The sequence below is a fragment of the Alkalihalobacillus sp. FSL W8-0930 genome (assembly GCA_037965595.1).
Taxonomy (GTDB): Bacteria; Bacillota; Bacilli; order Bacillales; family Bacillaceae_D; genus Alkalicoccobacillus.
In genome coordinates this window covers 3,219,464-3,244,631 of record CP150183.1, presented here as the reverse complement: position 1 = coordinate 3,244,631, position 25,168 = coordinate 3,219,464, and the positions used below count along the sequence as shown (strand labels likewise).

General features: G+C 41.0%; 20 protein-coding genes. 18 read left to right on the top strand and 2 right to left on the bottom strand.

The features are described from left to right. Positions 1-6: 6 nt before the first annotated feature. The 4 genes from NSQ54_16925 (at position 7) to NSQ54_16910 (ending at position 5,859) form a co-directional block, all read left to right on the top strand. Positions 7-1,833, top strand: a complete 1,827-nt coding sequence (locus NSQ54_16925; GenBank protein WYP25988.1) for a hypothetical protein — start codon at positions 7-9, stop codon at positions 1,831-1,833. 192 nt (positions 1,834-2,025) lie between these two features. Then, positions 2,026-3,189, top strand: a complete 1,164-nt coding sequence (gene flgL, locus NSQ54_16920; GenBank protein WYP25987.1) for a flagellar hook-associated protein FlgL — start codon at positions 2,026-2,028, stop codon at positions 3,187-3,189. 108 nt (positions 3,190-3,297) lie between these two features. Further along, a complete protein-coding gene (locus tag NSQ54_16915; GenBank protein ID WYP25986.1) occupies positions 3,298-4,821 on the top strand; it encodes a hypothetical protein in 1,524 nt (507 codons plus the stop codon). 15 nt (positions 4,822-4,836) lie between these two features. Beyond that, the gene (locus NSQ54_16910; GenBank protein WYP25985.1) at positions 4,837-5,859 is read left to right on the top strand and encodes a hypothetical protein; all 1,023 of its coding nucleotides are present in this window, start codon (positions 4,837-4,839) and stop codon (positions 5,857-5,859) included. A gap of 2 nt (positions 5,860-5,861) precedes the next feature. On the opposite strand, the gene NSQ54_16905 is transcribed toward NSQ54_16910, so the two are convergent. Both NSQ54_16905 and NSQ54_16900 read right to left on the bottom strand, forming a co-directional pair. Then, a complete protein-coding gene (locus NSQ54_16905; protein WYP25984.1) occupies positions 5,862-6,848 on the bottom strand; it encodes a macrolide 2'-phosphotransferase in 987 nt (328 codons plus the stop codon). Between the two features lie 256 nt (positions 6,849-7,104). Further along, positions 7,105-7,896 (bottom strand): hypothetical protein, encoded by a 792-nt coding sequence (locus NSQ54_16900; GenBank protein WYP25983.1) that lies wholly within the window; start codon positions 7,894-7,896, stop codon positions 7,105-7,107. A gap of 566 nt (positions 7,897-8,462) precedes the next feature. Between NSQ54_16900 and NSQ54_16895 the strand changes: the two genes are divergently transcribed. The 14 genes from NSQ54_16895 (at position 8,463) to NSQ54_16830 (ending at position 25,156) form a co-directional block, all read left to right on the top strand. Beyond that, positions 8,463-9,740, top strand: a complete 1,278-nt coding sequence (locus NSQ54_16895; protein WYP25982.1) for a reverse transcriptase family protein — start codon at positions 8,463-8,465, stop codon at positions 9,738-9,740. A 64-nt stretch (positions 9,741-9,804) separates the two neighbouring features. Beyond that, positions 9,805-10,107, top strand: a complete 303-nt coding sequence (locus tag NSQ54_16890) for an AbrB/MazE/SpoVT family DNA-binding domain-containing protein (protein WYP25981.1) — start codon at positions 9,805-9,807, stop codon at positions 10,105-10,107. Further along, the gene (locus tag NSQ54_16885) at positions 10,107-10,439 is read left to right on the top strand and encodes a type II toxin-antitoxin system PemK/MazF family toxin (GenBank protein ID WYP25980.1); all 333 of its coding nucleotides are present in this window, start codon (positions 10,107-10,109) and stop codon (positions 10,437-10,439) included. Before NSQ54_16890 ends, NSQ54_16885 begins: the two co-directional genes overlap by 1 nt. 750 nt (positions 10,440-11,189) lie before the next feature. Further along, a complete protein-coding gene (locus tag NSQ54_16880; GenBank protein WYP25979.1) occupies positions 11,190-12,692 on the top strand; it encodes an AbgT family transporter in 1,503 nt (500 codons plus the stop codon). A 103-nt stretch (positions 12,693-12,795) separates the two neighbouring features. Then, positions 12,796-13,209 carry a hypothetical protein gene (locus NSQ54_16875; GenBank protein WYP25978.1) on the top strand — a complete coding sequence of 138 codons (414 nt, stop codon included), beginning with the start codon at positions 12,796-12,798 and terminating at the stop codon, positions 13,207-13,209. A 228-nt stretch (positions 13,210-13,437) separates the two neighbouring features. Beyond that, positions 13,438-13,857, top strand: a complete 420-nt coding sequence (locus NSQ54_16870) for a universal stress protein (GenBank protein WYP25977.1) — start codon at positions 13,438-13,440, stop codon at positions 13,855-13,857. 135 nt (positions 13,858-13,992) lie between these two features. After that, the gene (locus NSQ54_16865; protein WYP25976.1) at positions 13,993-14,493 is read left to right on the top strand and encodes a VanZ family protein; all 501 of its coding nucleotides are present in this window, start codon (positions 13,993-13,995) and stop codon (positions 14,491-14,493) included. 220 nt (positions 14,494-14,713) lie between these two features. After that, positions 14,714-17,806: a GW dipeptide domain-containing protein gene (locus tag NSQ54_16860; GenBank protein ID WYP25975.1), complete on the top strand. Its 3,093-nt coding sequence runs from the start codon at positions 14,714-14,716 to the stop codon at positions 17,804-17,806. A 267-nt stretch (positions 17,807-18,073) separates the two neighbouring features. Next, a complete protein-coding gene (locus NSQ54_16855) occupies positions 18,074-18,832 on the top strand; it encodes a sugar phosphate nucleotidyltransferase (protein ID WYP25974.1) in 759 nt (252 codons plus the stop codon). After that, positions 18,829-19,383 (top strand): dTDP-4-dehydrorhamnose 3,5-epimerase, encoded by a 555-nt coding sequence (gene rfbC, locus NSQ54_16850; protein ID WYP25973.1) that lies wholly within the window; start codon positions 18,829-18,831, stop codon positions 19,381-19,383. The genes NSQ54_16855 and rfbC overlap by 4 nt, the downstream gene beginning before the upstream one ends. Next, entirely contained in the window at positions 19,380-20,333 is a 954-nt protein-coding gene (gene rfbB / locus NSQ54_16845; protein WYP25972.1) for a dTDP-glucose 4,6-dehydratase, read from the top strand. Before rfbC ends, rfbB begins: the two co-directional genes overlap by 4 nt. 501 nt (positions 20,334-20,834) lie before the next feature. Continuing rightward, positions 20,835-22,469 (top strand): ABC-F family ATP-binding cassette domain-containing protein, encoded by a 1,635-nt coding sequence (locus NSQ54_16840; GenBank protein ID WYP25971.1) that lies wholly within the window; start codon positions 20,835-20,837, stop codon positions 22,467-22,469. A 67-nt stretch (positions 22,470-22,536) separates the two neighbouring features. Then, on the top strand, positions 22,537-23,568 hold the full coding sequence (locus NSQ54_16835; GenBank protein ID WYP25970.1) for a LacI family DNA-binding transcriptional regulator: 1,032 nt from the start codon (positions 22,537-22,539) through the stop codon (positions 23,566-23,568). A gap of 319 nt (positions 23,569-23,887) precedes the next feature. After that, complete coding sequence (locus NSQ54_16830; GenBank protein ID WYP25969.1) at positions 23,888-25,156, top strand: extracellular solute-binding protein; 1,269 nt, start codon at positions 23,888-23,890, stop codon at positions 25,154-25,156. Positions 25,157-25,168 lie beyond the last annotated feature (12 nt).

Genomic DNA, 25,168 nt, shown 5'->3' with positions numbered 1-25,168 from the left:
AACACCATGCAGAAATGCCCTAAGTGTAATCATCTAAATAAAAACCAAACATTCTGCAGTAAATGCGGAACGAAATTACCTGAACCCGTTACAACGAGTACCGGCAAAACACCAATCAGCAAGAAAACAATCGTCTTGGCAGCAACAGGAGTTGGTGTCGTTGTTCTGGCAACGGCTTTTATTTTTACGGGAAAAGCCATGGCAGACAAAGAAAAGGTGCTTGATTCCTTTGTTGAGGCACTAAACGAAGGTAACGTATCAAAAGTGAAGAAGCATCTGGCTTCAAGTAACAAGGATTTAAAGGTGACGGACCAGCATGCAGGATCTCTGATTGCTTACATGGAGCAGGACGAAGATGCTTTGGTAGAGCTCGCAGGAAAATGGGAAATGGAATCTGGTACATTATCGAAATGGGAGTTAGAAAGTGAGTACTATTATTACAGTTACTATGAAGACTTCCCGGTTACCTATGAAAAAGTAGGGAAAACGTGGTTATTCTTTGATAAGTATGCGTTTGTGTTGGAAGCATCACCCGTATATGTTCAGAGCGACACGCCTGACCTTTCTCTCGCTGTTGACGGTGAAACTGTTGATTGGTCGTATGATAATGGGGAGTACTCGATTGGCGAATACTTACCTGGAATCTACCAGCTTACCGGTGAAGTGGAGAATGATTTTGGAGTGAATGAAAAAGAAGTAGAAATGGATACGTACAGTAGTTCTTATCCTTACATGGGTTTTGACTTAAATACAGCTACACTTATTGCCGAAAACTATATCTCAGGTACAAAGCTTATTTTAGAAGATCTGGAAAAGGAATTGGATGTGACCTCTGGATACTTCGAGTTTGGACCTTTACTGACAGATGGATCGGTATCTTATCGTATTGAATCTGATACGCCATTTGGAACCTTGTCCAGTCAATCGGCTGCCATTGACGATTCAACATTTTATGCATCTCTCGCACCTAATGATGAGATGAAAGAGGAATTAAAAAGTGCAATCAGTGGAGCGTTACTTTCAAGAAGAGCGGCCTTCCAGGAACTAGATGCAGACAAATTAGAGTTTATAAGTGGAGATCTGTTGGAAGAAACCAAAGATGATCTTGAGTATTCAATTGACTATAATTACTTTTATGCGGGGTATTTAAATCAAATTGGGATTGATTGGGAAAACGCAAGATTGACTCCAGTTGGAACCATTTGGAAAGCGACTGTGCCCGTTAAAAACGTATGGGAGCAGTCTTGGTACTATAAAGGCGACACACCAAGTATCCAACCAAAAGAAGAAGAAGCAGAATATGAGCTCGTCTACAGTGAAGATGGCTGGAGCCTAACATCTGAAAGCTATGCAAGTTATATCGAGCCAACCGAAACACTTGATTTCACGCGTGACGAGCAAAATGAAGTCTCGTCAACAGAGGCTTCGATCTCAGAAGGGCAAAAGAACAAACTGTCGGAGAACGGGGCACTTAGTTTAATGGAAAACTACGGTCGTAACTACGTATACGCTGTGAACTGGGGCGAACCAGATGATCTTGACGAAGTCGGAACAGCTGATTTCAAAAAATCATTGGAGAAAACCATTCTTGATTACTATGACCGTGATATCACTGAAAGCTTTGAAGAAGCAGAAGTAACAAGCCTTTCAGAAAACGAAGACGGAAGCTACACCATTCAAACAAAAGAAGTCTATGAAATCTACCATCCCGAAAATGGTGACAGTGAAAAAACATTTACTGGAACATATAAAGCAATCTATGACGAAACGAACGAGACTTGGTTACTAAACGAACTAGTGAAAATCGATACAGTGAATAGTGTGGATCTGTAAATAAGAAGAGCACGTGGATTGGAGTCACTACCCAATTCATGTGTTTTTTTCAAGAAAAAAATTAAAAATTCCTTAAACATCCTCACAATAAGTCCGATATAAAATAAGAACACGCCGTAACAGGCTGTTACAACCAAACAACAACCCAACACAAGGATGTGTAACGGGTCAAAACTCAAGGAGGAACAACACATGATTATTAATCACAATCTATCCGCAATGAACGCGCACCGTCAACTTGGCGCAAACCAAACTGCAGGTGCAAAATCTCAAGAAAAACTATCTTCAGGACTTCGTATTAACCGTGCAGGGGATGACGCTGCAGGTCTTGCAATCTCTGAAAAAATGCGTGCTCAAGTACGTGGCTTGGATCAAGCTTCTCGTAACGCACAAGATGGTATTTCTTTGATCCAAACGGCTGAGGGAGCTCTTACTGAGACTCATAACATCCTTCAACGGATGCGTGAACTAGCAACTCAATCTTCAAATGATACTAATACTGAAGTTGATCGTAATGAAATTCAAAAAGAGTTAAGCCAATTAACAGATGAAATTGATCGTATTGCAAACTCTACTGAGTTTAACAATCAAAAACTTTTAAATGGTGAGAAAGAAGGACTAAAACCTGCTTCTGCTGGTAGTGCTTCAATTCAAAATAACAGTCAGGCTGATATCAAGTTAACTTTAGACACGGGTGCGGACTATTCATACACAGGTACTATTACAATCACACGTATTAACACTGAAGATGGGGAACCCCAATTTAATCTTTCTAAACCAGATGGTACACCAGCTGTTGCTCTGAATGCACTTGATGAGACTGCAGCAACAATAGCTGGAATTGCTGGAGCTACGACTGTCGGTATTGAAGGACTAACTGATATGGCAGTTGGCGAAAGTGTAACTATTAGTTTCAAAAAAGCTGAAGATGCTCAAACAGATCTTGGAAAATCTCTTTCCTTCCAGATTGGTGCAAACAGTGGTCAAAATATCAAAGTTGGTATCAATGATATGCGTGCAGACGCTCTTTCATTAAGAAGTACTGATGGAGATTCACTAGACGTTACCGATGGTGACAAAGCTACTTCAGCTATCACTACAATTAATAATGCTATCGAAACAGTATCATCTGAACGTTCTAAATTAGGTGCTGTACAAAACCGTCTTGAGCACACAATTTCTAACCTAAATAACACTTCTGAAAACTTACAAGCGGCTGAATCACGTGTTCGTGACGTAGATATGGCTAAAGAAATCATGAGCTTTACTAAAAACAACATTCTTTCTCAAGCTTCTCAAGCTATGCTTGCTCAAGCAAACCAAGCTCCACAATCTGTACTTCAACTTCTTGGATAATTTATCCTACTTATAAGACTTCGGTTCTTCCGGAGTCTTATTTCTTTATCTTGTATATCCTTATTTTTGCATTTTATGGAGATACTACTTCTTAAAGGAGTGTGTTCATTGAAACGAACAAGTGTGATGGATTTGGCATCGTCAGTTTCTTTTATGTTGTTAGCAGAGGAACGAACCTCTCGACATGGTGAGGCTATTGCGGAGTATATCAAGGGATACAGAGGATACACAGGTTTAAATGGTAAGCATGTGAAAGGATTAAAGGATATTTCACAGATGAAAAGCAGTAGCCATCAAAATATCCTTCAACAAGCTGGTTTTTCGGCTGAAATCTTTAGTGAGTCTAAAACAAATGCAGATAACATTCTGAATAAGAATTCGAATCGTGTAAGACGAACGGATGGTATAGGTTCCGTTAATCATACCTCCATTGATCAAATGGCTGTGGATTTGAATGGTCAACCTTTGCTAGATTCTAATGGGAAATGGCTCAATACTTCACAAATGAAATTTAGAGCGAATGCGAAAACAAACGTTCATAAATTAATAAGTAAGAAAGAGTTTGATAAATATAAAAAAGCAGAATTCTTAGATATCCCTTCAGACCAGTTTGTAGAGAGCCTGGACTTACTTAAACAACGTAAGCAGAATTTGAAAAACCAGATCTCGGTTCTAGAGAAACTCGATAAGCCAGAAGAACTTGCTAGTAAGAGAGAACAACTTGGTAGATGTGAGTCTGTTGAAAGTCGTCTTAGAGACAGTAAAGTAACCAGAGCTCAAGCAGAGCAGTTTAGGAAACAGCCTTTAAAAGAGACGATTAAAAGAGTGAATCAAGTTTCGCATCAGGCCGCTTTTAAACAAGGTAGAGATTCTGCCATTATTGCTGCACTAACGTCTTTAGTTCATCAAACCGTCCTGCTATCAAAACAAGAGAAACCGGATTATATCGCGGCTGCGAAAGTGGTACTGAAGGAAGCTAGTTTTGCATTTGGTACAGCCTACTCCGTTACATATGTAAGTTCTCTATTAAAAGGTTGGTTAACGGCTTCACAACATCAATTAGTTAAGTCTGTTTCAAAATCAAGTGTAGTCACTTCTTCCTTATTAGAACTTTCTAACTTGATCATTAAATATATTCGAACTCCTGAATATACGTTGAGAGACTTATTTCTTGATTTAAGCGACAAGACCGTTGCAGGATTCATAGGTTCCTTTGCTAGTGGTGCAGGATCTCTTGTGTTATCAGCATTCTTAGGACCAATGGTTGCAGGGGCTGTGGGATTCTTTGTGGGAACGACTGTTTACTCTTGTGTAAAACAAATCATGAAAGAGGCAACCGACTCGACGCTACAATTAAAAGAGTTAGAGATTCGTGCTTACCAAGTGAAAACAGATCTAATTAAAAGGCAAAAAGCTTTAAAAGAGATGTGTGACAAGTATTTAGCGGATAAAACAAATCGATTAATGGAATGTATTGATACAATATCCGAATCAATGGAAAGTCCTGACCATGACCGTTTTATAAAAGGTTGGGAGAATCTTGCGGCCCAATTTCAGATTGAACTTCAATATGTGAAATCGAAAGAATTTGATAAATTTATGAATGATTCTACACAATCATTTGTCTTATAAATTGGAGGGGAAAGCATGCCATTACCATTATTATTAGTGCCAGCAGCAATTACAGCGGCAGTTGGAATTGTAAAAGGTAAACAAGCAATAGACAGGACTAAAGAAAGTAAAGAAGTATTTGGTAGTGCAAACGATCTTATTGAAGAATGGAACACTAATGTTCACGCTTCCAGAGAAAGGGCAAATAATGAACTTGATGAATATGGGCGCTATAAAATGGAAGTCATCTCTACTTCTATTCGAGGCTTTGTCGATGTGTTCAAACGGATTAAAAATATTGAACTAAATGATACATCTCAAGGCCTAGATGAGCTAAATATAGAAAGTGATTCAGAGGAACTATTAACTGAATTAGAATTTAGTGTAGTCCAACTTGCTAAAATACTTGGTGGTGGGATTGCTTCTGTTGGTTCTGGTGCAGCCGTTGCCTTTGGAGCCTACTCAGCAACAATGGCTTTAGGAACAGCATCAACAGGAGCTGCTATAACTGGATTAAGCGGAGTGGCAGCAACGAACGCAACATTAGCTTGGCTTGGAGGCGGAGCACTAGCAACAGGTGGCGCTGGAATAGCAGGAGGTACATTGGTATTAGGTGGACTTGTTCTCGGACCAGCATTAGCTGTCGCTGGAACCGTTCTCTCAGCTGCTGCTAAGAAAAGACTAAATGAAGCGAAGGCATCACTTGTTAAAGCAGAGACATTTAGAGAAGAAGCTAAATTATTTATTATCAATCTAGATAACATTCAAGATCGAGTTGCAATTGTTCATGATACATTACTAAGCGTGAACAAACACTTTATTAAATACAATGAAAAAATGAAAGACATACTCTTTCAAAATGGACTTAACTGGGCAGATTATAATGCTGAACAAAAAGCGATCATCCATCGTACATTTTTAATGGCTCAAGTCGTAAAAGGTATTATTGACACACCTATCTTATCTGAAGATGGCGAACTAACTACTAAGTCTTTAGAAATCATAAAGTCTTCTAAGTTATCTGTTCAAGAAATCATGGATCAGCAAATGTCATATTAAATTTAATTATCTTTTGAGAGTAACATCAAGAGTTTTAGAAGATAAAACTCTTGATGTTGACTATTTAAACTACTTTCACGATCTTTCCCACTTTTAGTACCCCTCCGCCATATATACGCTGCCGTCTCCCGTATCTCCTGAACACCCGTCACCTCCGCATACTCCGCAACAGTGATCCCGCTCGTGGTTAAAAGCTCTACAATATGCTCGTCCATCCGTGACCACGTTCGTCCGCCTGCGTTATCGTAAGCATCAATGAACTTGGCTAGACCTTCTTTTCCAAATAGAGGTTGATGAGACAAAAAGTCCACAGATATGTCGCCGACTCCTACTTCCGTCCAGTCAATAATTCCTTTAACTTGGTGCTGGTTGTTAACGATCAGGTGACCTGGGTGCAGATCGCCATGCACTACTCCGACGTGGGATGGCCACATTAGATCATTTGCTAACCATGCTTGCCAACGTTCCCATCTTGCAGGATTAATTTCATATTGGCTGTTTACTCGGTCCATTCGTTTTTTCATTGAAGTTCTAAGTTCACTAGGGTGAAGAGTCTCCACACCAATTTTTTGAAATGAGTCTTGAGCTAGAGCATGTAAGTTTGCTAATGCTTTCCCGAGTGATTGATAATAAGCCGTTGGTACATTCGTTTCATCAAAGGTCCATTTATATTGTTGTTTTTCCAAGTCAATCGTCGCTGTGGGTTGGCCTTTTAGTTGTTTATAGGCGATTAATTCATCAAAAAATATCTGCCAATGAGGCACTTCGAAGCTTGCTTGGCTTTGAATGATCTCTAATGCTTTTTTCTCCTTAGTGGCATGTCTCATCGACTCAGGTCGACGCGGTATACGTAGGTTCCATTTAATTCCTTGCTGATCGGTGGCATAAGCTACTTGAAAGTCGACTCCTGATTCGTTGAGTTTGATACTGCTTTCAAGGATGTTAAGCCCTTTGCTTGCTGCTAGTTGTTTTAGTTTTTGTGTATTCATGTGTTTGTCCTCCAGTGTTGGTGTTAATAAAAGCACAGACATACGCAGTCTGTGGAGGAGTAAACGAGTATAGAAAAAAGGCAGATGGACTCCGCCTTTTTTAAATCGGTAGAAGATCATTAAAAATGTGCAGACTACTCCCGTTTACTCTATTTGTGAAAACAGAGCCATTGAACGATTTAATTAGTTCTTGTTCAACGTTTGCTGGCGTAATCTTCCGGATGGCATCATCTTTAACAATCCTCCTTTATGTAAGTTACGTCTTACTATACATGGAATGACTAGTGGTGTCGATTGATGATTGGATCGGAGGGAAGCCAGCTCGACTCCATAGCCACAAGGGTGTATGAACATCAATGGGAGCAAGGCCACTTCCAGAAAGAACGTTCTCCCAAGCGGAGGATACGGTGTTTCGGTCAATCTCCCGACCATTTAAAACTTCTTTCGAGCATAAACCCAGCTTTACGGATGCCTTTAGAATGTGTGTATCTGGAGCAATGGTTATTAAGTGGCGGGAGGTCCAGACAATGTCTGTGTAGCTCTCAATCACATAAAGCCAGTAGTTAAAAATCTTCGGTCCGGAGAGGTATGGAAACTCACTTTTTCTATGTACTTGCATCATTTCTTTTAAAATAGAAATATCAGCATTAGCAGATTGAATGAGTCCATACACGTCTCCTCGCTCAGAAGAGTTTGTTATGCCACTTGCTACTCTTTTCCAGATATCTGGGTGCCGGTTCGGTTGTAGGCCGACACGGTGGGTAAGGAGTGCATCGCGGATTTCACCTAGCTCTTTTGTAACTACGATCGAAGGGTCAAATATCCAGTTGGTCTTAACGTAATTATACGCATGGACCACAGACTCCCAAAGCTTATAGGAATTACGCTGATAGTTTAATGCCATAGAGAGTGTTAACACATTTAAAAGATCTTTTGGTTGCACCGAATCTATGAGAATATCTTCCGGCATGATTTCTCTACCTAAGAGTCCATGAGCGTGCATTTGTAGAAGGTCTTTTACTTTTTGTAGAAAGAAAGTGTCTGTCATATGGTTTATCTCCAATGTAAGTAATTGTACAAACAAGTATATCAAACTTTTTCCGTTTGTTGGTTTAATTGGATGTGTTTGTGATGAAGTGTATTGATTCACTATTTTTAAATGTCAACAGCTTGTAATCGTATACAGATTTAGGTAGAATCATATTACGGTCATTTAATTGGGAAAATTCTGCGAAATTATAGCTTATTCCTAGGATAAGCGAGATGAACTGTTCGAAATGTCCTCTAGGAAGCGCCGACTGAATGGCTGAATGCTTGCGAGAACGTGCCGTACAACGTATTGGAATTGCCGGGAGTTTATTAAAGCACGTGATAAGCAAATAGGCACCATATATATAGTAAGGCTCAACTTGATCAGTCGACACATGCCTAAGAGGCAGAAAACAAATCATCAATTATTATTAATGCTGCCAAATAGGATTAAGTATGCCTAGATACGCAGAGCTACGAAGATTAGAGAAAAATGGTTACCCAATTAGTTTCATTCCACTAACAATTAGCAGAGGAGGTTCAGTATGATTGAACCTTACATAGTTAGGAAGGAGGAACTAGCCTATGGATGATAAATCTATTGGTAGAGACCGGAACCATTACCTTGAAACAATACCGTGTAGGAAAGAGAAGCATGGGAGAAAAGGAAAGTTAAGGTCTAAGCTTTTAAAAGGACTGCGTAAACTTTCGAAATTGCTAGTATCTAAATTACTAGACATGTTTTTAGGTTTTGTTTTAGGGTTCGCAATTAAAATGATATATGAATTTGTGATCTCTAATCTTTTATATCAAAAGAATAAGGTGATATTCATGAGAATACCGGAAAATCATGCTTTTTATCAGTTAAAGAGTAAAAAGAGATTGGCTGCTATTCTCGGGATAGACAGTCCAGCATTTTTTAAGCATCTTGATTTGCATTTTACTTGTACTGAATTTTCCTTAACAAAAAATAATAAAACGCGCACATTATTGAATCCCTCTAAACAGTACAAAAGAATCCTCCGAAAAATTAACCAGCTTCTTCAAATAATTAATTTCCCTCCATACTTACATTCTGGAGTTAAGCAAAAAAATGCCCTAAGCAATGCTAGTTATCATAACAGTCATTCGCACATTTGCACGATGGATATTAAGAACTTCTTCCCTTCCACTTCTGAAGTCTTTGTGTACAAGTTCTTTAAAGACAAATTCAAAATGAGTGAAGATGTGGCAAAGATTATGACCTTGCTTGTCACTTATAAAGATGAGAACGAAGTAGCGAGGCTACCACAGGGCTTTCCGACAAGCTCTATTTTGAGCTACTTAGTTTATTTTGATTTATTTAATGGGTTGAATGCATTGGCTCTTTCAAGAAATATGACTTTCAGCATCTATGTAGATGATCTCACCTTTTCTTCAAACCGTAAAATTACCCCTTCTTTTCTAAATCGAATCGTTACAATTGCACAGCAGTACGAGCTTACGATCCACCCCGATAAAACGCAATTTTATAATAGACATGCTCATAAGAAGATTACAGGAGTCATTCTAAAGCAGAAAACAGTAAGGGCACCTCTATCCATCCATAAACAAATAAATCAGCATTATCTCGATATTCTAGACTACGACTTTTTAACTTTTAATGATTTTATTGAGTTTAAGCAAAAGGTCATCAAAACGTTAGGACAAATTCAGTATGTGAGAAGCATTGAAGGTACCCATAAATATATTTCAATTGAACGAAACCTAAATGACTTTAAGGAACACTTTAGTATACTATCAACTAAAGATAAATATAGAATGCAGCTCAAACAGGAATACAAGCACTTTCAAGATATGTTTACTCATTCAATTATACTTTGAACTATAAAAGGATACCCTTCATAATGTATATACATAAAGATATACAAATAAGGAGGTTATGTTTATGAGCGATAAATCCCAAGGAAGGAAAGAAATGCGTATGATGAATGCTACTCAACCAAACAAGGAATTAACGGTTTTGCAAAAATGGGGGAATAGCTCCGGAGTCAGGATTCCTGCATCTTTTAAAAAGATATTAGGCATTGAGAATGGTACTATACTTGATCTCGAGTTAGTTAATAACACCATCGTTATCAGAAAGGCTAGAAAAAAACAGACATTAGACGATCTCTTACAAAAATATGACCCAGAGAAAGAGCATAAAGAACTTAATTGGGGAAATCCAGAGGGGGATGAGATGTGGTAATGAGTCTTAAACGGGGTGACGTCATTATGATCAATTTCGACCCACAAAGTGGACATGAGCAAGCTGGATATCTTCCTGCATTAGTCATTTCCCCTGAAGCATTTAATACAGTCACCCCTTTTGCCTTATTATGTCCTATCACGAATACCATTAGAGGCAATCCTTTTGAGGTCAAACTGCCAGATTCTCTTCAAACGACAGGAGTTATTCTTGTCCATCATATTAAAAGTCTTAACGTTCGGTCACGAAAAAAGTATATAAAGGTAATTGAAGAAGTGCCGGATGAAACGATGGAAGAGGTTTTAGATATATTAAGTACAATTGTTACTTAATTGCATTATTGTGTTTTCTTTTACCCGAATTAAATGTATCATCATTCTGTTCTTTCATTACTCCGTGAGTCTCTTCATTTCTGCATGTTAGTTTATAATCCTCTTATCGTTGTTTCGAACATATTTTTCTGTTTTTACTATCTTGAGTTTCAGTTAAGCTTTCATAGTTTCTTGATTAATCATTGATTGTCCTTAGTTTTAACTGCATTCACCTTACTAAGCGAGCTTTGCTCCTTGGTAACAAAGGCCTAATCTTGACAAGAGATCCTTCTTCCTTGGTATGAGGGGTTTATTCTTGGTTGAGATGTCTCAGGGCTTAGTGAATGTTGCATTGTTCTTGGTGAGGGTTTGAGTTTCTTAGTAAAATGTCTTTTTTCCTTATTATCATTTATGAACTTATTGGTAAATCCTCCATCATCCGAATGTATTTGAAAATTCTTCTAGATTGCTATTCAATTCCGATTTCAATTGTTTCCTTTTCTCAAAAAGTGTTTGCTTCTTGGTAGAGGGTAATTCGTTCTTAATGTTAACTGCATTCCTCTTACTAAGCGATCTTTGTCCCTTGGTAATAGAGGTCTCACCTTGATAAGAGATCCGTCTTTCTTGGTAAGTCTCTTTTTATCTATGATTCTCCTAGAATCGTGTCGAATAATATTTGCAATCTCCCTCATCTCCCTTTAGAATAGAAAACTATTGATTGAGTTATCAGAATGTTAGGTTATCTAACAAGGGTGAGGAGGAGCAGTTGATATGATGAAGAGGGTGTTTCAGCGCGCGCTTGCTGGCGTGGAGAAGGTAGGGAATGTGCTACCGCAACCGATTACGATCTTTTTGATCTTGATTGGGTTGTTGTTTGTGTTATCAACTGTTTTTGCGTTGACTGGTGTGACGGTGACAAATCCGGCGACGGGTGAGGTTACAGAGATTCGTAGCTTGCTGAGTGGTGACGGGGTTACGTTTATGACGGGTACGCTTGTGCAGAACTTTACGGGATTTGCACCGCTTGGGCTCGTGCTGACGATTATGCTTGGGATTGGTTTGGCTGAACGCGTTGGGTTGTTATCTGCTTTTATTAAGAAGCTAATGATGGCAGCTCCGGTGTGGCTTGTGCCATATGCGATCTTTTTTATGGGGAACTTTGCGACGGTGGCGGCTGATTCTGCTTACTTGATCGTACCTCCGCTTGCAGGAATCATCTATTATTCGCTTGGACGTCATCCGGTTGCTGGTGTGGTGACTGGGTTTGTTGGGGTGTCGAGTGGGTACGCGACGGGTATTTTGATTACATCAAATGAGCCGTTGCTTGCTGGAATTACGAATGAGGCGATGGCTGTTCTAGATATGACAGGAACGGTTACGCCGATTAGTAACTATTATTTCATGGTTGCTGGTGCGCTTCTGTGTACAATCATTGGGGGAACGCTGACTCGTAAGTTAACGGAGCCGCGTCTTGGAGCCTATACGGGTGATGCGGTTGATTCGACGGAGCCGGTGTCAAAGGAAGAGACACAGGCGCTCAAGCTGACGGGTCTGGTAGCTTTGATCTACATTGCGATTCTTGGTATCGGTATGTTTATTCCAAATAGTATCTTATTAAATGAAGAAGGGGGACTGGTTCCTTCTCCGTTTTTAGATGGGATTGTTGTGTATCTCTTGATCTTGTTCGCTTTGATTGGGATTACATATGGATTAAAAATGAAACGAATTAAAGGCATGAAAGATGTGGCTCACTATATGGGTGAGGCTATTGGCAGTATGCGTAACTTCATTGTTCTTGTGTTTTTTATTGGTCAGTTTACAGCGTTCTTTCAATGGTCGGGAATCGGTCTGTGGGTTTCGGTTAATGGAACGGACTTTTTGGAGGCTGTCAATTTTACAGGAATAGGACTTATTATTTTATTTATTCAAATGACTTCTTTAATGAATTTGGTGATTACAAGTGGATCGGGTCAGTGGGCGATCTTTGCGCCAATCTTTATTCCGATGTTCATTCAGCTTGGATACGATCCGGCGTTTACGCAAATGGCGTATCGGGTGGGGGATTCATCGACAAGTATGATTACACCGTTGTCTGCGTATACGATGATCACGCTGGAATTTATTCGTAAATACAATAAGGGTGCGGGATTTGGATCATTTATTTCACTTACTCTTCCGTATGCTGTATGTATTTTAGTTGGAATGACGTTGTTGCTTATTCTTTTCTATACACTTGGAATTCCAGTTGGTCCGGGATCTGGAGTAAGGTTGTAAGTTAGACGAATTGCCCAATGATCGGATGAATACAGGAGAACAAGGTCCAACGGGTCCGCCTGGTCCAACCGGATAAACGTTACAGCCGTTTTTTAACAGTAACATGCAGCCTCAAACGGTTGCAGTTGGTGGAGTTGTAACAGGTCTGAACCCATTTTCATTATCGGGTGTTATGTATACAGCAGCAACGGGCACTTTTACAATTGTGACACCAGGTCTATATTACACGAGTGTAACGATTAACACTGCAGCGACAACACCGGCTAACCCGGTATTTGCGTTAATTGTTAACGGTGGGGCTACACCAGTAGCGCCTGGTACGAACTCGGATGCTGGTGGAGGTCAGTTAACGATTGTTCGTGTACAAAGCTATGCAGCAGGTGACACGATTACAATTAACAACTTATCCACGTTCCCAGTAACAATTGTTAACGCATCAAACGAAGCAAACAGTGCAGGACACGTAACATTCCATCGTTTTGCTGATGGTCCAATTGGTCCAATTATCACAGGGTAAACCTTTGTTTTGAGCACATCAACAGTAGTTGGTGTGCTTTTTTTCTGTCTTGGTATAGGGTTCATTATATGGTCTTAAGTCTCTTATTTATCATGCATTTTACCTTATTCATTTACTTATACTTTTTGGTAACAGACCTCTTCGTGTGTAAAAACGAAAAAATCGGGTATACATAAAGTGTATGACCAGTTATTCAACTTCAAAATGAAAGTGATTGGGGCGTGTAAAATGTTTAAGCGAATACTGGTAGCGACGGATGGATCAGTGCATGCTAGAAAAGGGTTAGAAAAAGCAGTAAAAATGGTTGAACCGTATAAGTCTGAGGTTCATATTGATCTTGTGTATTGTGTCGATGTAAAAGATAATTCTCAAATCTTGCGTTATAGTGATAACCGAGAAGCAGACGCGCTCTCCAAACGAATGGTAGCAGAAAGTATGGATTATCTGCATCATGAGGGAATTTCTTCATCTAGCTTTTATCTTCGAGGGGAACCGGCTCGAATGGTTCTACTCTATCTAAAAGAACATGATTACGACTGTTTAGTTGTTGGAAGTCGTGGCAGAAACGACTTGCAGACACTTGTTCTTGGTAGTGTTAGTCATAAATTAGCCAAGCATGCGAAAATCCCCGTGCTCATTGCAAGGTAAATAGGTTGGATCAGACCTCGTCTACTAGGATCGAGGTTTTTTTGATGTCTAAGAAGTTTTCTGTCATTCTTCCCCATCCTTTTATGATTACTGGTACAATAAGTAAGACTTATATAAAGAAAGTACGGTGATCGATTGAACGAACGAACGAAGCTATTCATTACAGCAGTTCTACTATTTGGGGTGATAGGACTTATTTATTATTCAACCTCCCAACCTTATTCGAATCAGGATATTAGACCTACATTAAATAAGCTGCCAATTCACTGGTTAGAGGATACATTTTTAAACAAAATTTCATTTACATATGGGTATCAGGTTAGAAGCATTGAAGCGAATGGCGTTGCAGGATTCTTAGAATTTTTCATTCGAAAAGCCTCTCATGTAACAGTGTTCGCACTGGTTGGATTTCTTGCCACTCGGTTACTCGCTTTTTTTGTTCGAGTAAGAGTGGCCGCGCTCATTACTTTTTTTACGGTCTTGATTTATGCGAGTATTGATGAGACGAGACAATACTTTAGTGCAGAGCGCCAAGGGTTAATTGGAGATGTAGTGATTGATACGGTTGGTGGGTTAATTGGAATTCTATCGATGATTTGGTGGTTGTCACGCAAGAAGAAGGTACACAGTTCCTGAGTGGAGCTGTGTTTTTTTCTGTTTTTTTCCTTAAGGTGTAAAGAAGTACGCGAAGCGACCGATACAATAATAGACTGCATATATTACATATGGTTAAAATATCAAACATTATTTTTGATCTTTTTTCACATTTTTCCGGACTAAATGCCAATTTCTGTAGTATAATTGGTCTGGTTTCTAAGATATGCATCTTTTTAACTAGTAATGGAAGGGGTTTGATATGAAAAAAATACTGAGTTTATTCGTTGCTTTTTTGCTTTTGTTTAACCTTTTGTCACCCTATGCTGCGCTTGCAGAGTCTACTGTGACAAGCACGCCTGATGATTTTGAAGAACCAATCGAGATTGAAGATGATACATATGAGCTAGAGCATGTGAATGCTTGTTTGTCAGATATGTTCGATTTGGACGAAATCAAGAAGGATGATTTAGAGGATTTTGATCTGGATCAGCTTGAATTAACAGAAGAGGAAATTTCCACTCTTAAGGACTGTTTATCCCTTCTTCAACTTGAAGAAGAGGAAGCTGCGAACGAAGAAATGGTGACTGAAGAGGATACTGCTGTAGATGGAGAAGAAGCAGCGGATGATGTTATAGCTGAAGAGGAAGCAGCAGATGATGTTGGAGCTGAAGAAGAAGCAGCAGATGATGTTGTGACTGAAGAGGAAGCAGCGGATGATGTTGCAACGGAAGAAGAAGCAACAGATGATGTTGTGACTGAAGAGGAAGCAGCAGATGATGTTGTAGCTGAAGAGGAAGCAGCAGATGATGTTGTAGCTGAAGAAGAAGCAGCGGATGATGTTGTGACTGAAGAAGAAGCAGCGGATGACGTTGTGACTGAAGAAGAAGCAGCGGATGATGTTGTGACCGAAGAAGAAGCAGCGGATGATGTTGTGACCGAAGAAGAAGCAGCGGATGATGTTGTGACTGAAGAGGAAGCAGCGGATGATGTTGTGACTGAAGAAGCAGCAGCAGAAGTTACAGAAGACGAACTTGTTCTTGAAGAACTTGAAGAGAGCCCAATGATGATGTTCTCTATGATGGTCGTTCAAGAAGAGCCTGAAAAAAAGTCGACGAGTCGATTGGGTCATTTAAAAGGCAATGCTAAGATCTATAAAAACTTGGGCGATGCTAATACATTGAATACGTCTCAGTATACGAATGCTGTTTACTACATTAAACAAGAGGCGTCATATAGTGGAGCAACTTACTATTTGATTAGTAAAGAACCGAGTGCAACAAAAGGTACTGTTGGTTGGGTTAAGTCTTCGGAGTTAACGACCCACGCACACAAAGGTGTAGATCGTGAAAAACGCGCGTTCCAAGTGAAAGGGACTGGGAAAGCCTACACTAAAGCATGGGGCGGATCAAAGGACCATGTTTACGATCTTTCTTCACAAAAAGGGAAGACGTTTAATGTTCATCTAACAGAGAAGGTTGGAAACAATACTTGGTATAGAGGAACCTTAAACAATCGTACGGTTTGGATCCACAGTGCGTTTGTGGAAAGAGTGACGGTTTCGAATGAACAATCAACAAGTCGTTTAGGTCATCTTTATAAGAATGCTAAAGTATATCATGCGTTAGGTAGTTCATCTACACTGGATACATCTAAATTACTTAATTCTGTCTATTATATTAAGCGTCAAGCTCAGTATGATGGAAGTACTTATTATCTGATTAGTACAGAACCAAGTGCAAAAAATGGAACACTAGGATGGGTTAAGTCTTCTGAAGTCAACACTCGTACACATACAGGTGTTGATAAGAAGGGTAAGAATTTTTATATTAAAGGTGTAGGGAATGCCCATACGAAAGCATGGGGCGGATCCAACGATGTTGTTTACAAACTATCTGATTATCGTGGCCAAGTATTTAATGTTCACCTGACAGAAAAAGTAGGAAATAACACGTGGTACCGTGGAACATTAAATAATCGTACGGTATGGCTTCACAGTTCGTACGTTGATACACTTGATGTAAAAGAGAAATCAACAAGTAAGCTCGGACACTTATATAAGAGTGCAAAGGTGTATAAAAAGCTAGGTGATACATCAACTCTTAACACTTCTCAACTAGTAGACGCTGTTTACTACATTAAGAAGGAAGCTACGTATTTAGGTCAAACCTACTACTTAATCAGCAATCAACCAAGTGCAACAAAAGGAACAGTTGGTTGGGTAAAAGCTTCTGAAGTGAATACCCGCACGCACAAAGGTGTAGATAAAAAGCAGAAATCTTTCATCATTAAAGGTAATGGAGATGCTCTTACAAAAGCATGGGGCGGATCCAAAGACAAAGTGTATAGTCTTTCCAACTATAAAGATGAAGTTTTCCGCGTTCACTTAACTGAAAAAGTAGGAAGTAACACATGGTACAGAGGTACATTAAATAATCGTACGGTGTGGATTCATTCAAGTTACTTAACGACTAAACAAGATAATAAGACAAGCTACAACATCACCCTAGACCAAGCGGCCAACATGCAGGTTGGAGCTAATGCGCAAACGGATCGTTATACACAGTATGTGCATAAGGACTACGTAACAAGAAGTGGGAACAATTATGTTGTTAATGCTTCTGCGCTAAATGTTCGTAGTGGCCCTGGAACAAATTATCCAGTGGTTGGACAATTAAAGAATGGTCAGCGACTTTCTATTCGCAACACGAGTGGTAGCTGGTATCAATTGTTCTGGGTCGATGCTAAGAAACAAGATATCGTGTACTATCTTGACCCGAATAACTTTATTAATGATAAAGTACAGCAGTTCCAATTCCTAGACCTAGCTAAAACAAGTGGGGCAAGTGAAGCTGCTCTTAACAATTACTTGCGTGGAAAAGGAATTCTTGCAGGACAAGGTAAAGCATTTATCGATGCTGGACGTACACACGGTATTAATGATGTGTACTTATTATCTCACGCATTACTTGAGACAGGGAACGGATCGTCTACCCTTGCTAGAGGCGTGAAATATAATGGCGTAACAGTTTACAACATGTACGGCATTGGTGCGAAGGATAGCTGTCCAATTGAATGTGGTACTAAGTACGCATACGATCAAGGCTGGACAACACCTTACAAATCTATCGTTGGTGGAGCAGCTTTCATTGGTAACAGCTATGTGAAATCTGGTCAAAACTCATTATACAAAATGCGTTGGAATCCAGATGCTATGGTTCGAAATGGCCGTGCGTCGCACCAGTATGCAACAGATATTGGTTGGGCTTCTAAGCAGGTTCACAGCATGTACAATCTGTATCAGGGCATTGGTTCTTACACATTGAACCTTGATGTTCCGGTATACAAAAAATAAATGCAGGAAACTCCGACTTTTGGGTCGGAGTTTTTTCATGTCGTGGCGTCTTAGTAAACGAATCATTGGTCTTGCTATTGAGGAGGAACGTGATGTAAATGTGAGGTGAACGGATGTATTATAGGAAAAGGTCTTACATATGTCCTGGATTCTCTTGCTAAAGGAGCTCCCTTTCTTAATATAGGCATCAATCCTCTTGCTAACGTACCCTCTGTGCCCAACTTGCATAAACTACGACTAACGTATAAATCTGGGAGGGATCTTTTCATGAAAGGTGTGATCTTGGCGGGGGGCACGGGTTCGCGGCTGCTTCCGCTGACGGCGTCCATTAATAAGCATATGCTGCCGGTTGGGCGATATCCGATGATTATGCATGGGCTTGCACGGTTAAAGGAAGCGGGCATTCTTGATGTGTTAGTCGTTGTTGGCAAGCGGGACGGGGCACAGATTCTTGGTTTGCTTGGGAACGGGAAACGGTACGGGATGAATCTGACGTACAAGGTGCAGGAGTCGCCTGGTGGAATCGCGGATGCGTTGCGGTTAGCGAGAGGTTTTGTCGGGTGTGATGGGGTGACCGTTTTGCTTGGGGATAACTTGTTTACTGAGCCAATATCAAGTGCGGTACGCCAATTTCAGAACGATGAACGTTTTGAGGCGATGGTGATGTTGAAAAAAGTGGAGGATCCGGAACGGTTTGGGGTGGCGACAATTGTTGATGGTGTAATGACATCAATTGATGAGAAGCCTTTGCTGCCTCAATCAAATGATGCGGTGACCGGGCTCTACCTCTACCGGCCTTCTGTCTTTGACATCATTGAGACCTTGCTTCCGTCAGCCAGGGGAGAGCTCGAGATCACGGATGTAAACTTAGCTTATTTGGCAAAGCAAACGCTTGGCTACCAGTATGTGCAGGGTGAATGGATTGACGCAGGAACTCATGAGTCGTTAGCTCAGGCACATCAGCTTGCAGCAGAGATTAATCTTGATTTGATTTTAAGTCGATCCTACGAGATTGTCTCAATATGAAGGTAATCGAGCTTGAGATAGAGGGCGTGAAACTGATTGAGCCGACCGTCTACCATGATGAGCGTGGTTTTTTCTTGGAAAGTTATCAACAAGTTGCGTGGCACGAGGTAGGAATTTCCACAACGTTTATTCAAGATAATCACTCATATTCTTCTCAGTCTGGCGTGTTAAGAGGGCTTCACTTACAAATCGGAGAAGCTGCGCAAACGAAGCTGGTCCGCGTTTTATCTGGAGCGGTCTATGATGTAGTCGTTGATCTTAGGCCAACTTCTTCTACCTTTAAAAAATGGATCGCGGTGACACTTCAGGCAGATGATCATCAACAATTACTTGTACCAAAGGGTTTTGCGCATGGGTTTTGCACACTTTCTCCACATACACAGGTTTTGTATAAAGTAGATCAGCTGTATAATCGAGAAATGGAGCGCGGGGTGAATTGGGCGGATCGGGAGCTAGCGATTAAGTGGCCTACATCTACGCCTATTTTATCAGAGAAAGATCAACAGCTGCCGATACTTCGTGAGGTGTTAGAGGAGGAAAAGATTGTATGAAGCTTTTAGTAACAGGTGGTGCTGGGTTTATCGGTAGCCACTTTATTCGGTATATGTTAAGGGAGTATCCTGACTATCAAATTATAAATGTTGATGCATTGACGTATGCGGGAAACGTAGCGAATCTTTCGTCCATTGCAAGTACAGATCGATACAATTTTATCCACGCGGACATTCGAGATAGAGAGAAAATGGAACAGCTTTTCTCAAGCTACGAGATTGATGCGGTGGTCCATTTTGCTGCTGAATCGCATGTCGATCGAAGTATTCATGCACCGAGTAGGTTTGTGGAGACCAATGTCCTTGGGACACAGAATTTACTTGAATGTGCACGGGCACACCATGTGAAAACCTTTGTGCAGATCTCGACGGATGAGGTGTACGGCACACTTGGGAGCGATGGATTGTTTACAGAAGAAACACCGCTCGCCCCAAACAGTCCTTATGCTGCAAGTAAGGCTAGTGCTGACTTCTTTGTGAGGTCCTACTATGAAACGTATGGTATGGATACAAGGATTACGCGGTGTTCCAACAATTATGGACCGAATCAATATCCGGAAAAACTAATTCCAGTTGTGATTAATCAAGCGATGAATGGAGAGCAAATTCCTTTGTATGGGGAGGGGCAGAACGTTCGCGATTGGCTTCACGTATATGATCATTGCACGGCCATTGATCGTGTTCTTCATAAAGGTAGTCCTGGAAGTGTGTACAATATCGGGGCAAACAATGAATGGAGCAACAAGGATCTTGTAGAAGAGATTCTTACTATGATGCAGGTTCCAAAGAGTCAGATCGCAAGGGTACCTGACCGGTTAGGGCATGATTTAAGATATGCGATTGATGCATCAAAGATCAGAGAAGAGCTTGGGTGGCGGCCGGTTTGTGATTTTCGTAGTGGATTAAAGGAAACAATTGATTGGTATGTAAATCAAGGAATAAACCACTAAACTCCTCAAAAAATCATGTAAATCCTCCTTAATTTGTTCGAACGACTCGATCTTCGGGTATGATATACAGCAACAAGGAGGGATTCACGATGGTGCAACAAAGAGGATTTGCCCGTGGATTGTTCTATGGTATTCTCATTAACATTCCACTTTGGGGCCTTATTATTGGAACAGTCAACTGGATGGTTTCTTAAGAAAAGGTTATTGTTTACAAAGGGTCAATGGTTCGATAAGATAAAAGAAATACGTGATAGGAGGTGGGAGTATGAATCGTTCGATTGGGAGTGAGTCTGATTTCTTGGCATTTTTGTTGATTTGTCGGGCTCTTTTTTCCGCAGCAGTTACAAAATTGGATCAGTCTGTCCAATTTACTAAGGTAACTGTATAGGAAATCCCAACGGAAGAGACATATGCCCACAGACGGTGAAGGTGGCAGAGAGACTCTGCCACCTTTTTTGGTATGCACATTTGTCTCTTTCTCATAGAGAAGGAGAGAATGAAATGACTATTTTTTATATGAAGGATGTATCTCAAACATACGGAGTACACGTGATTTTTGAAAATCTATCGCTTGAAATAAAACAGGGCGAACGAGTAGGCCTCGTTGGTCGCAATGGAGAAGGGAAAACGAGCCTCCTTCACATTATCGCAGGCATCACAGAACCAACGAGTGGATCAGTCGGTTGGAAAAAAGGTGTCACAAAAGGAGCGCTCGAACAACAGCCTGATTTCATTGAAGATAGAACTCTACAGGAGCAATTAAAGCAGGTGTTTACAGGCTTAATCGAAAAGGAAGCGTCCATGCGCCAGATGGAGACACAGCTTCAAGAGATTACTGATCCTAAAGCATTAGAGCGTTGTCTGGAGAAATACGGAACACTTCAGGTAGAGTTCGCCGAACAAGGCGGCTATGAAATGGATGCTGATATTCGTAGAGTCAGTGCGGGTTTGGGGGTACAGTCATTGCTTTCAAGTAAGTGGAGTGAGCTAAGTGGAGGTGAACGAACAAAGGCAGGTCTTGCCATGCTTCTGTTAACGAAGCCTGATCTACTCTTGCTTGATGAACCGACCAACCATCTTGATCTAAGGGCAACAGAATGGTTAACCGACTGGGTGAATCAATATGCGGGAACGGTTGTTGTGATTTCGCATGACCGAGCTTTTTTAGATGAGACAGTGACACGAATTATTGAGGTGGACGGTGGCGAATTGTCCTTTTACGAGACGAATTACTCAGGATTCGTGGAGGAGCGGGAGCAACGACTTCTTCTTGAATTCCAGCAGTATCAGGATCAACAGAAAAAGCTGAAGAAAATGCGTGAGACGATTAAGCGTCTAAAAGAGTGGGCCAACCGCGCCAATCCACCAAATGCCGGAATGCACCGTCAGGCAAAAAGTATGGAAAAGGCGATGAACCGGATTGAACGTGTGAAAAAGCCGGTGATGAATCGTAAACAGGTACAGCTTGATTTCGAGCAGGGAAGCAGAAGTGGAACAGACGTTGTTCAGCTCGATTCTGTTTCAAAACACTTTGCGGATCGTGAAGTATTAAAAGACGTAAACCTCTCACTCACGTATCAGGATCGGTTAGCGATTGTCGGTGAAAATGGTGCAGGAAAATCAACTCTTTTTAAGTTGATCTTAGAAGAGCTGCAGCCGGATGCAGGTAGATGTAAAGTCGGGGCCAATGTCTCGATTGGTTACCTGTCTCAGCACGGGTTAGAGGGCGGAGGTGATGAACGTGTCATTGATGCTTTCCGGGATTATGTGGTGATGACCGAAGGCGAGGCACGAGCAGAGCTTGCCAAGTTTCTTTTCTATGGTCAGGATGTGTTTAAAAAAGTAAAAAGCTTAAGTGGTGGAGAGCGGATGAGGCTGCGCATGGCTCAGCTTATTTACGACCGGAACAATCTTTTGTTACTTGATGAGCCAACGAACCATCTAGACATCGATTCAAGGGAAGTGTTAGAAGACGCATTAGCTGAATTTGAAGGGACCATTCTTTGCATTTCGCATGACCGCTACTTTTTAAACAAACTGTTTCCAAAAACAAGCTGGCTTGAGGATGGACGCTTGACGATGTATGAAGGGAGTTATGCGTATAGTCGTGAGAAGCGGGAGCATTCTATTGAATAAAATATTTTACTAAATGAATATTATGTTTATAATAGGGGGAGATCAAAAAGAGCGGTGAGGTGTTTAAATGGCAGTGACGATTCAAGATATCGCAAACAAGGTAGGAATGTCGATCGCTACAGTCTCGAGAGTGTTAAATCAAGATCCCAATCTTTCAGTTACGGATAAAACACGTGAAAAAATTTATGAAGCTGCAGACCAACTTGGGTACAAAAAGAAGGCATTTAAACATTCACTAAAGAAAATTGCCTTTATGTATTGGTTTACCGCTCGTGAAGAGCTAGAAGATGTGTACTTTCAAGAAATACGCGAAGGCATTCATGAACAAGCTGAAGCACGGAGTATTAACCTGAAACTTTATACGATTGAAGATGGCATTGAAGCAGTAGACCCGGCTACAGAAGGAATTCTCGCCATTGGCCGTTTTACGAAAGGTGAGCTTGATCACTTGTACAAGATCGCCCCAAATGTTGTGTTCATTGATACGTCCCCCGATGAAGAACGATTTGACTCAGTGAAGCCGAATCTCTCGCACATTATCGAGCGAATGGTTGAATTTTATGTGGATAATGAACATGCATCCGTTGGTTTCATCGGCGGGGACGACTTTGATATTGACCGAAACATGAGGCTGCCGGATATACGCGAAACAGCCTTTAGACTTTATGCTGATCGATTTGATGTGCTCGAGGAATCAGCCATTTTTATTGGAAACCGGTTTTCTGTGGAGCAGGGATATAAGCTGATGCAGCAAGCAATAGACGAACTCGGTGATAACCTTCCGTCTGCCTTTTGCATTGCTAGTGATACCCTTGCAGTTGGCTGTCTACAAGCACTGAACGAGCGCGGGTTTGACCTGCCTGGGCGGGTGAACCTGTTTAGTATTAATGACAGTCATGTGTCAAAATACGTATCGCCACCTTTAACCACCTATCGCATTCATACAGATGTGCTTTGTGAAACAGCGATGGATTTAATGATGGAAAGGCTAGTGGATAAGCGAACAATTGCAAAAACGGTATATATCTCTTCCAGCCCTGTTTTTAGAAAGAGCACGATTGAGAGGACGGAACGATTAGAGCAAGGAGCTACCCTTTGAGGGTGGCTCTTTTTTTGTGAGCTGAGTTGGGGAGTGCGCGGGAATGGGAGTTTGGTGCGCGAGTTAGGTGGAAAGTGCGCGGAAATGGGGAAGAAGGCGCGAGTTAGGTGGAAAGTGCGCGGAAATGGGGAAGAGGTGCGCGAGTTAGATGAAAAATACGCGCCGCTCGCAGTAAGGTGCGCGCACCCAAACTTCAATAAGTAAAATATTTTACTTAAACTATTTAATAAAAACTGTTTACTATTTTATTAAAAGTTGCTATTCTACATTTAGTAAGCGTTTTCTTTTTTACTTTAAAGAGACTTAAGGGGGATGCAAGATGAAAAAGAATAAATTTCTACATGTGAGTGCGTTAACCGCTGTGGCAGTAGCTTTAACTGCGTGTGGACCTGGTGAGGACGACGGGACTACAACTGATGCGGCTTCGACTGGCACAGATAAATTAATTGTTTGGGAAGATATACAGAAATCTGATGGGATCGCGGACGCGGTGGAGCAGTTTGAGAAAGAGCATGATGTTGAGATTGAAGTGATTGAAAAGGGATATGCGGGTCAAATTGAGGATCTACGGTTAGATGGTCCGTCTGGTAGTGGCCCGGATGTTATCACTGTTCCCCATGATCAGATTGGGACTGCTGTGACAGAAGGCTTGCTTAAGGAGTTAACGGTATCGGATGAGGTGAAATCAACATTTACAGAGGAAACGATGTTATCACAAATGGTAGACGGAAAAGTTTATGGTCTTCCGAAGGCTGTTGAAACGTCCGTTCTTTTCTATAACAAGGAGCTTGTTGATGAGAGCAATCTTCCTGAAACGTTAGATGAGTGGCATGATTTTTCAACAGAAGTGACAAAGGATGGACAGTATGGCTTCCTTGCGAAATGGGATAGCATCTACTACGCGCAAAGTGTCATTGGGGGATATGGCGGCTATGTGTTCCCTCAGGAATCTGATGGTAGCTATGACGTGACAGACATTGGATTAAATAATGAAGGCGCGGTTGAAGGTGGCGAATACATTAAGACATTCTTTGAGGAAGGGCTGTTCCCAGCAGGAATTATTGGCGAGCAGGGGATTAACGTGTTGGATTCTTTGTTCACTGAACAAAAAGCAGCGGCTGTTATTTCTGGACCTTGGTCGTTTGGTCCTTATGCAGAGGCGGGGGTTGATTATGGAGTCGCTCCACTTCCGAAGTTATCCAATGGCGAGAACATGAGCTCGTTCCTTGGCGTAAAGAGCTATAATGTGTCTTCCTATTCAAAAAATACCGATCTTGCTGAGGAATTTGTTGAGTTCCTAACAAACTTCGAAAACTCGAAAAAGCGTTTTGAAATCACACAGGAGATTCCACCAATTATTGAGTTAATGGAGGATCCGCTTGTGACAGATAATGAAAATGCAGCAGCGATGTCTGAGCAAAGCTTGTATGCAACATTAACACCTAACATTCCAGAAATGGCAGAAGTGTGGACGCCAGTTGATAATGCACTTGGACTGATCGCAACGGATCGTGGAGATGTCAGCCAGGCGTTTGATGAAGCCGTTGAAACCATTCAATCACAGATTGAAGCGAACCATTCAAGATAATGTAAGGGGCGG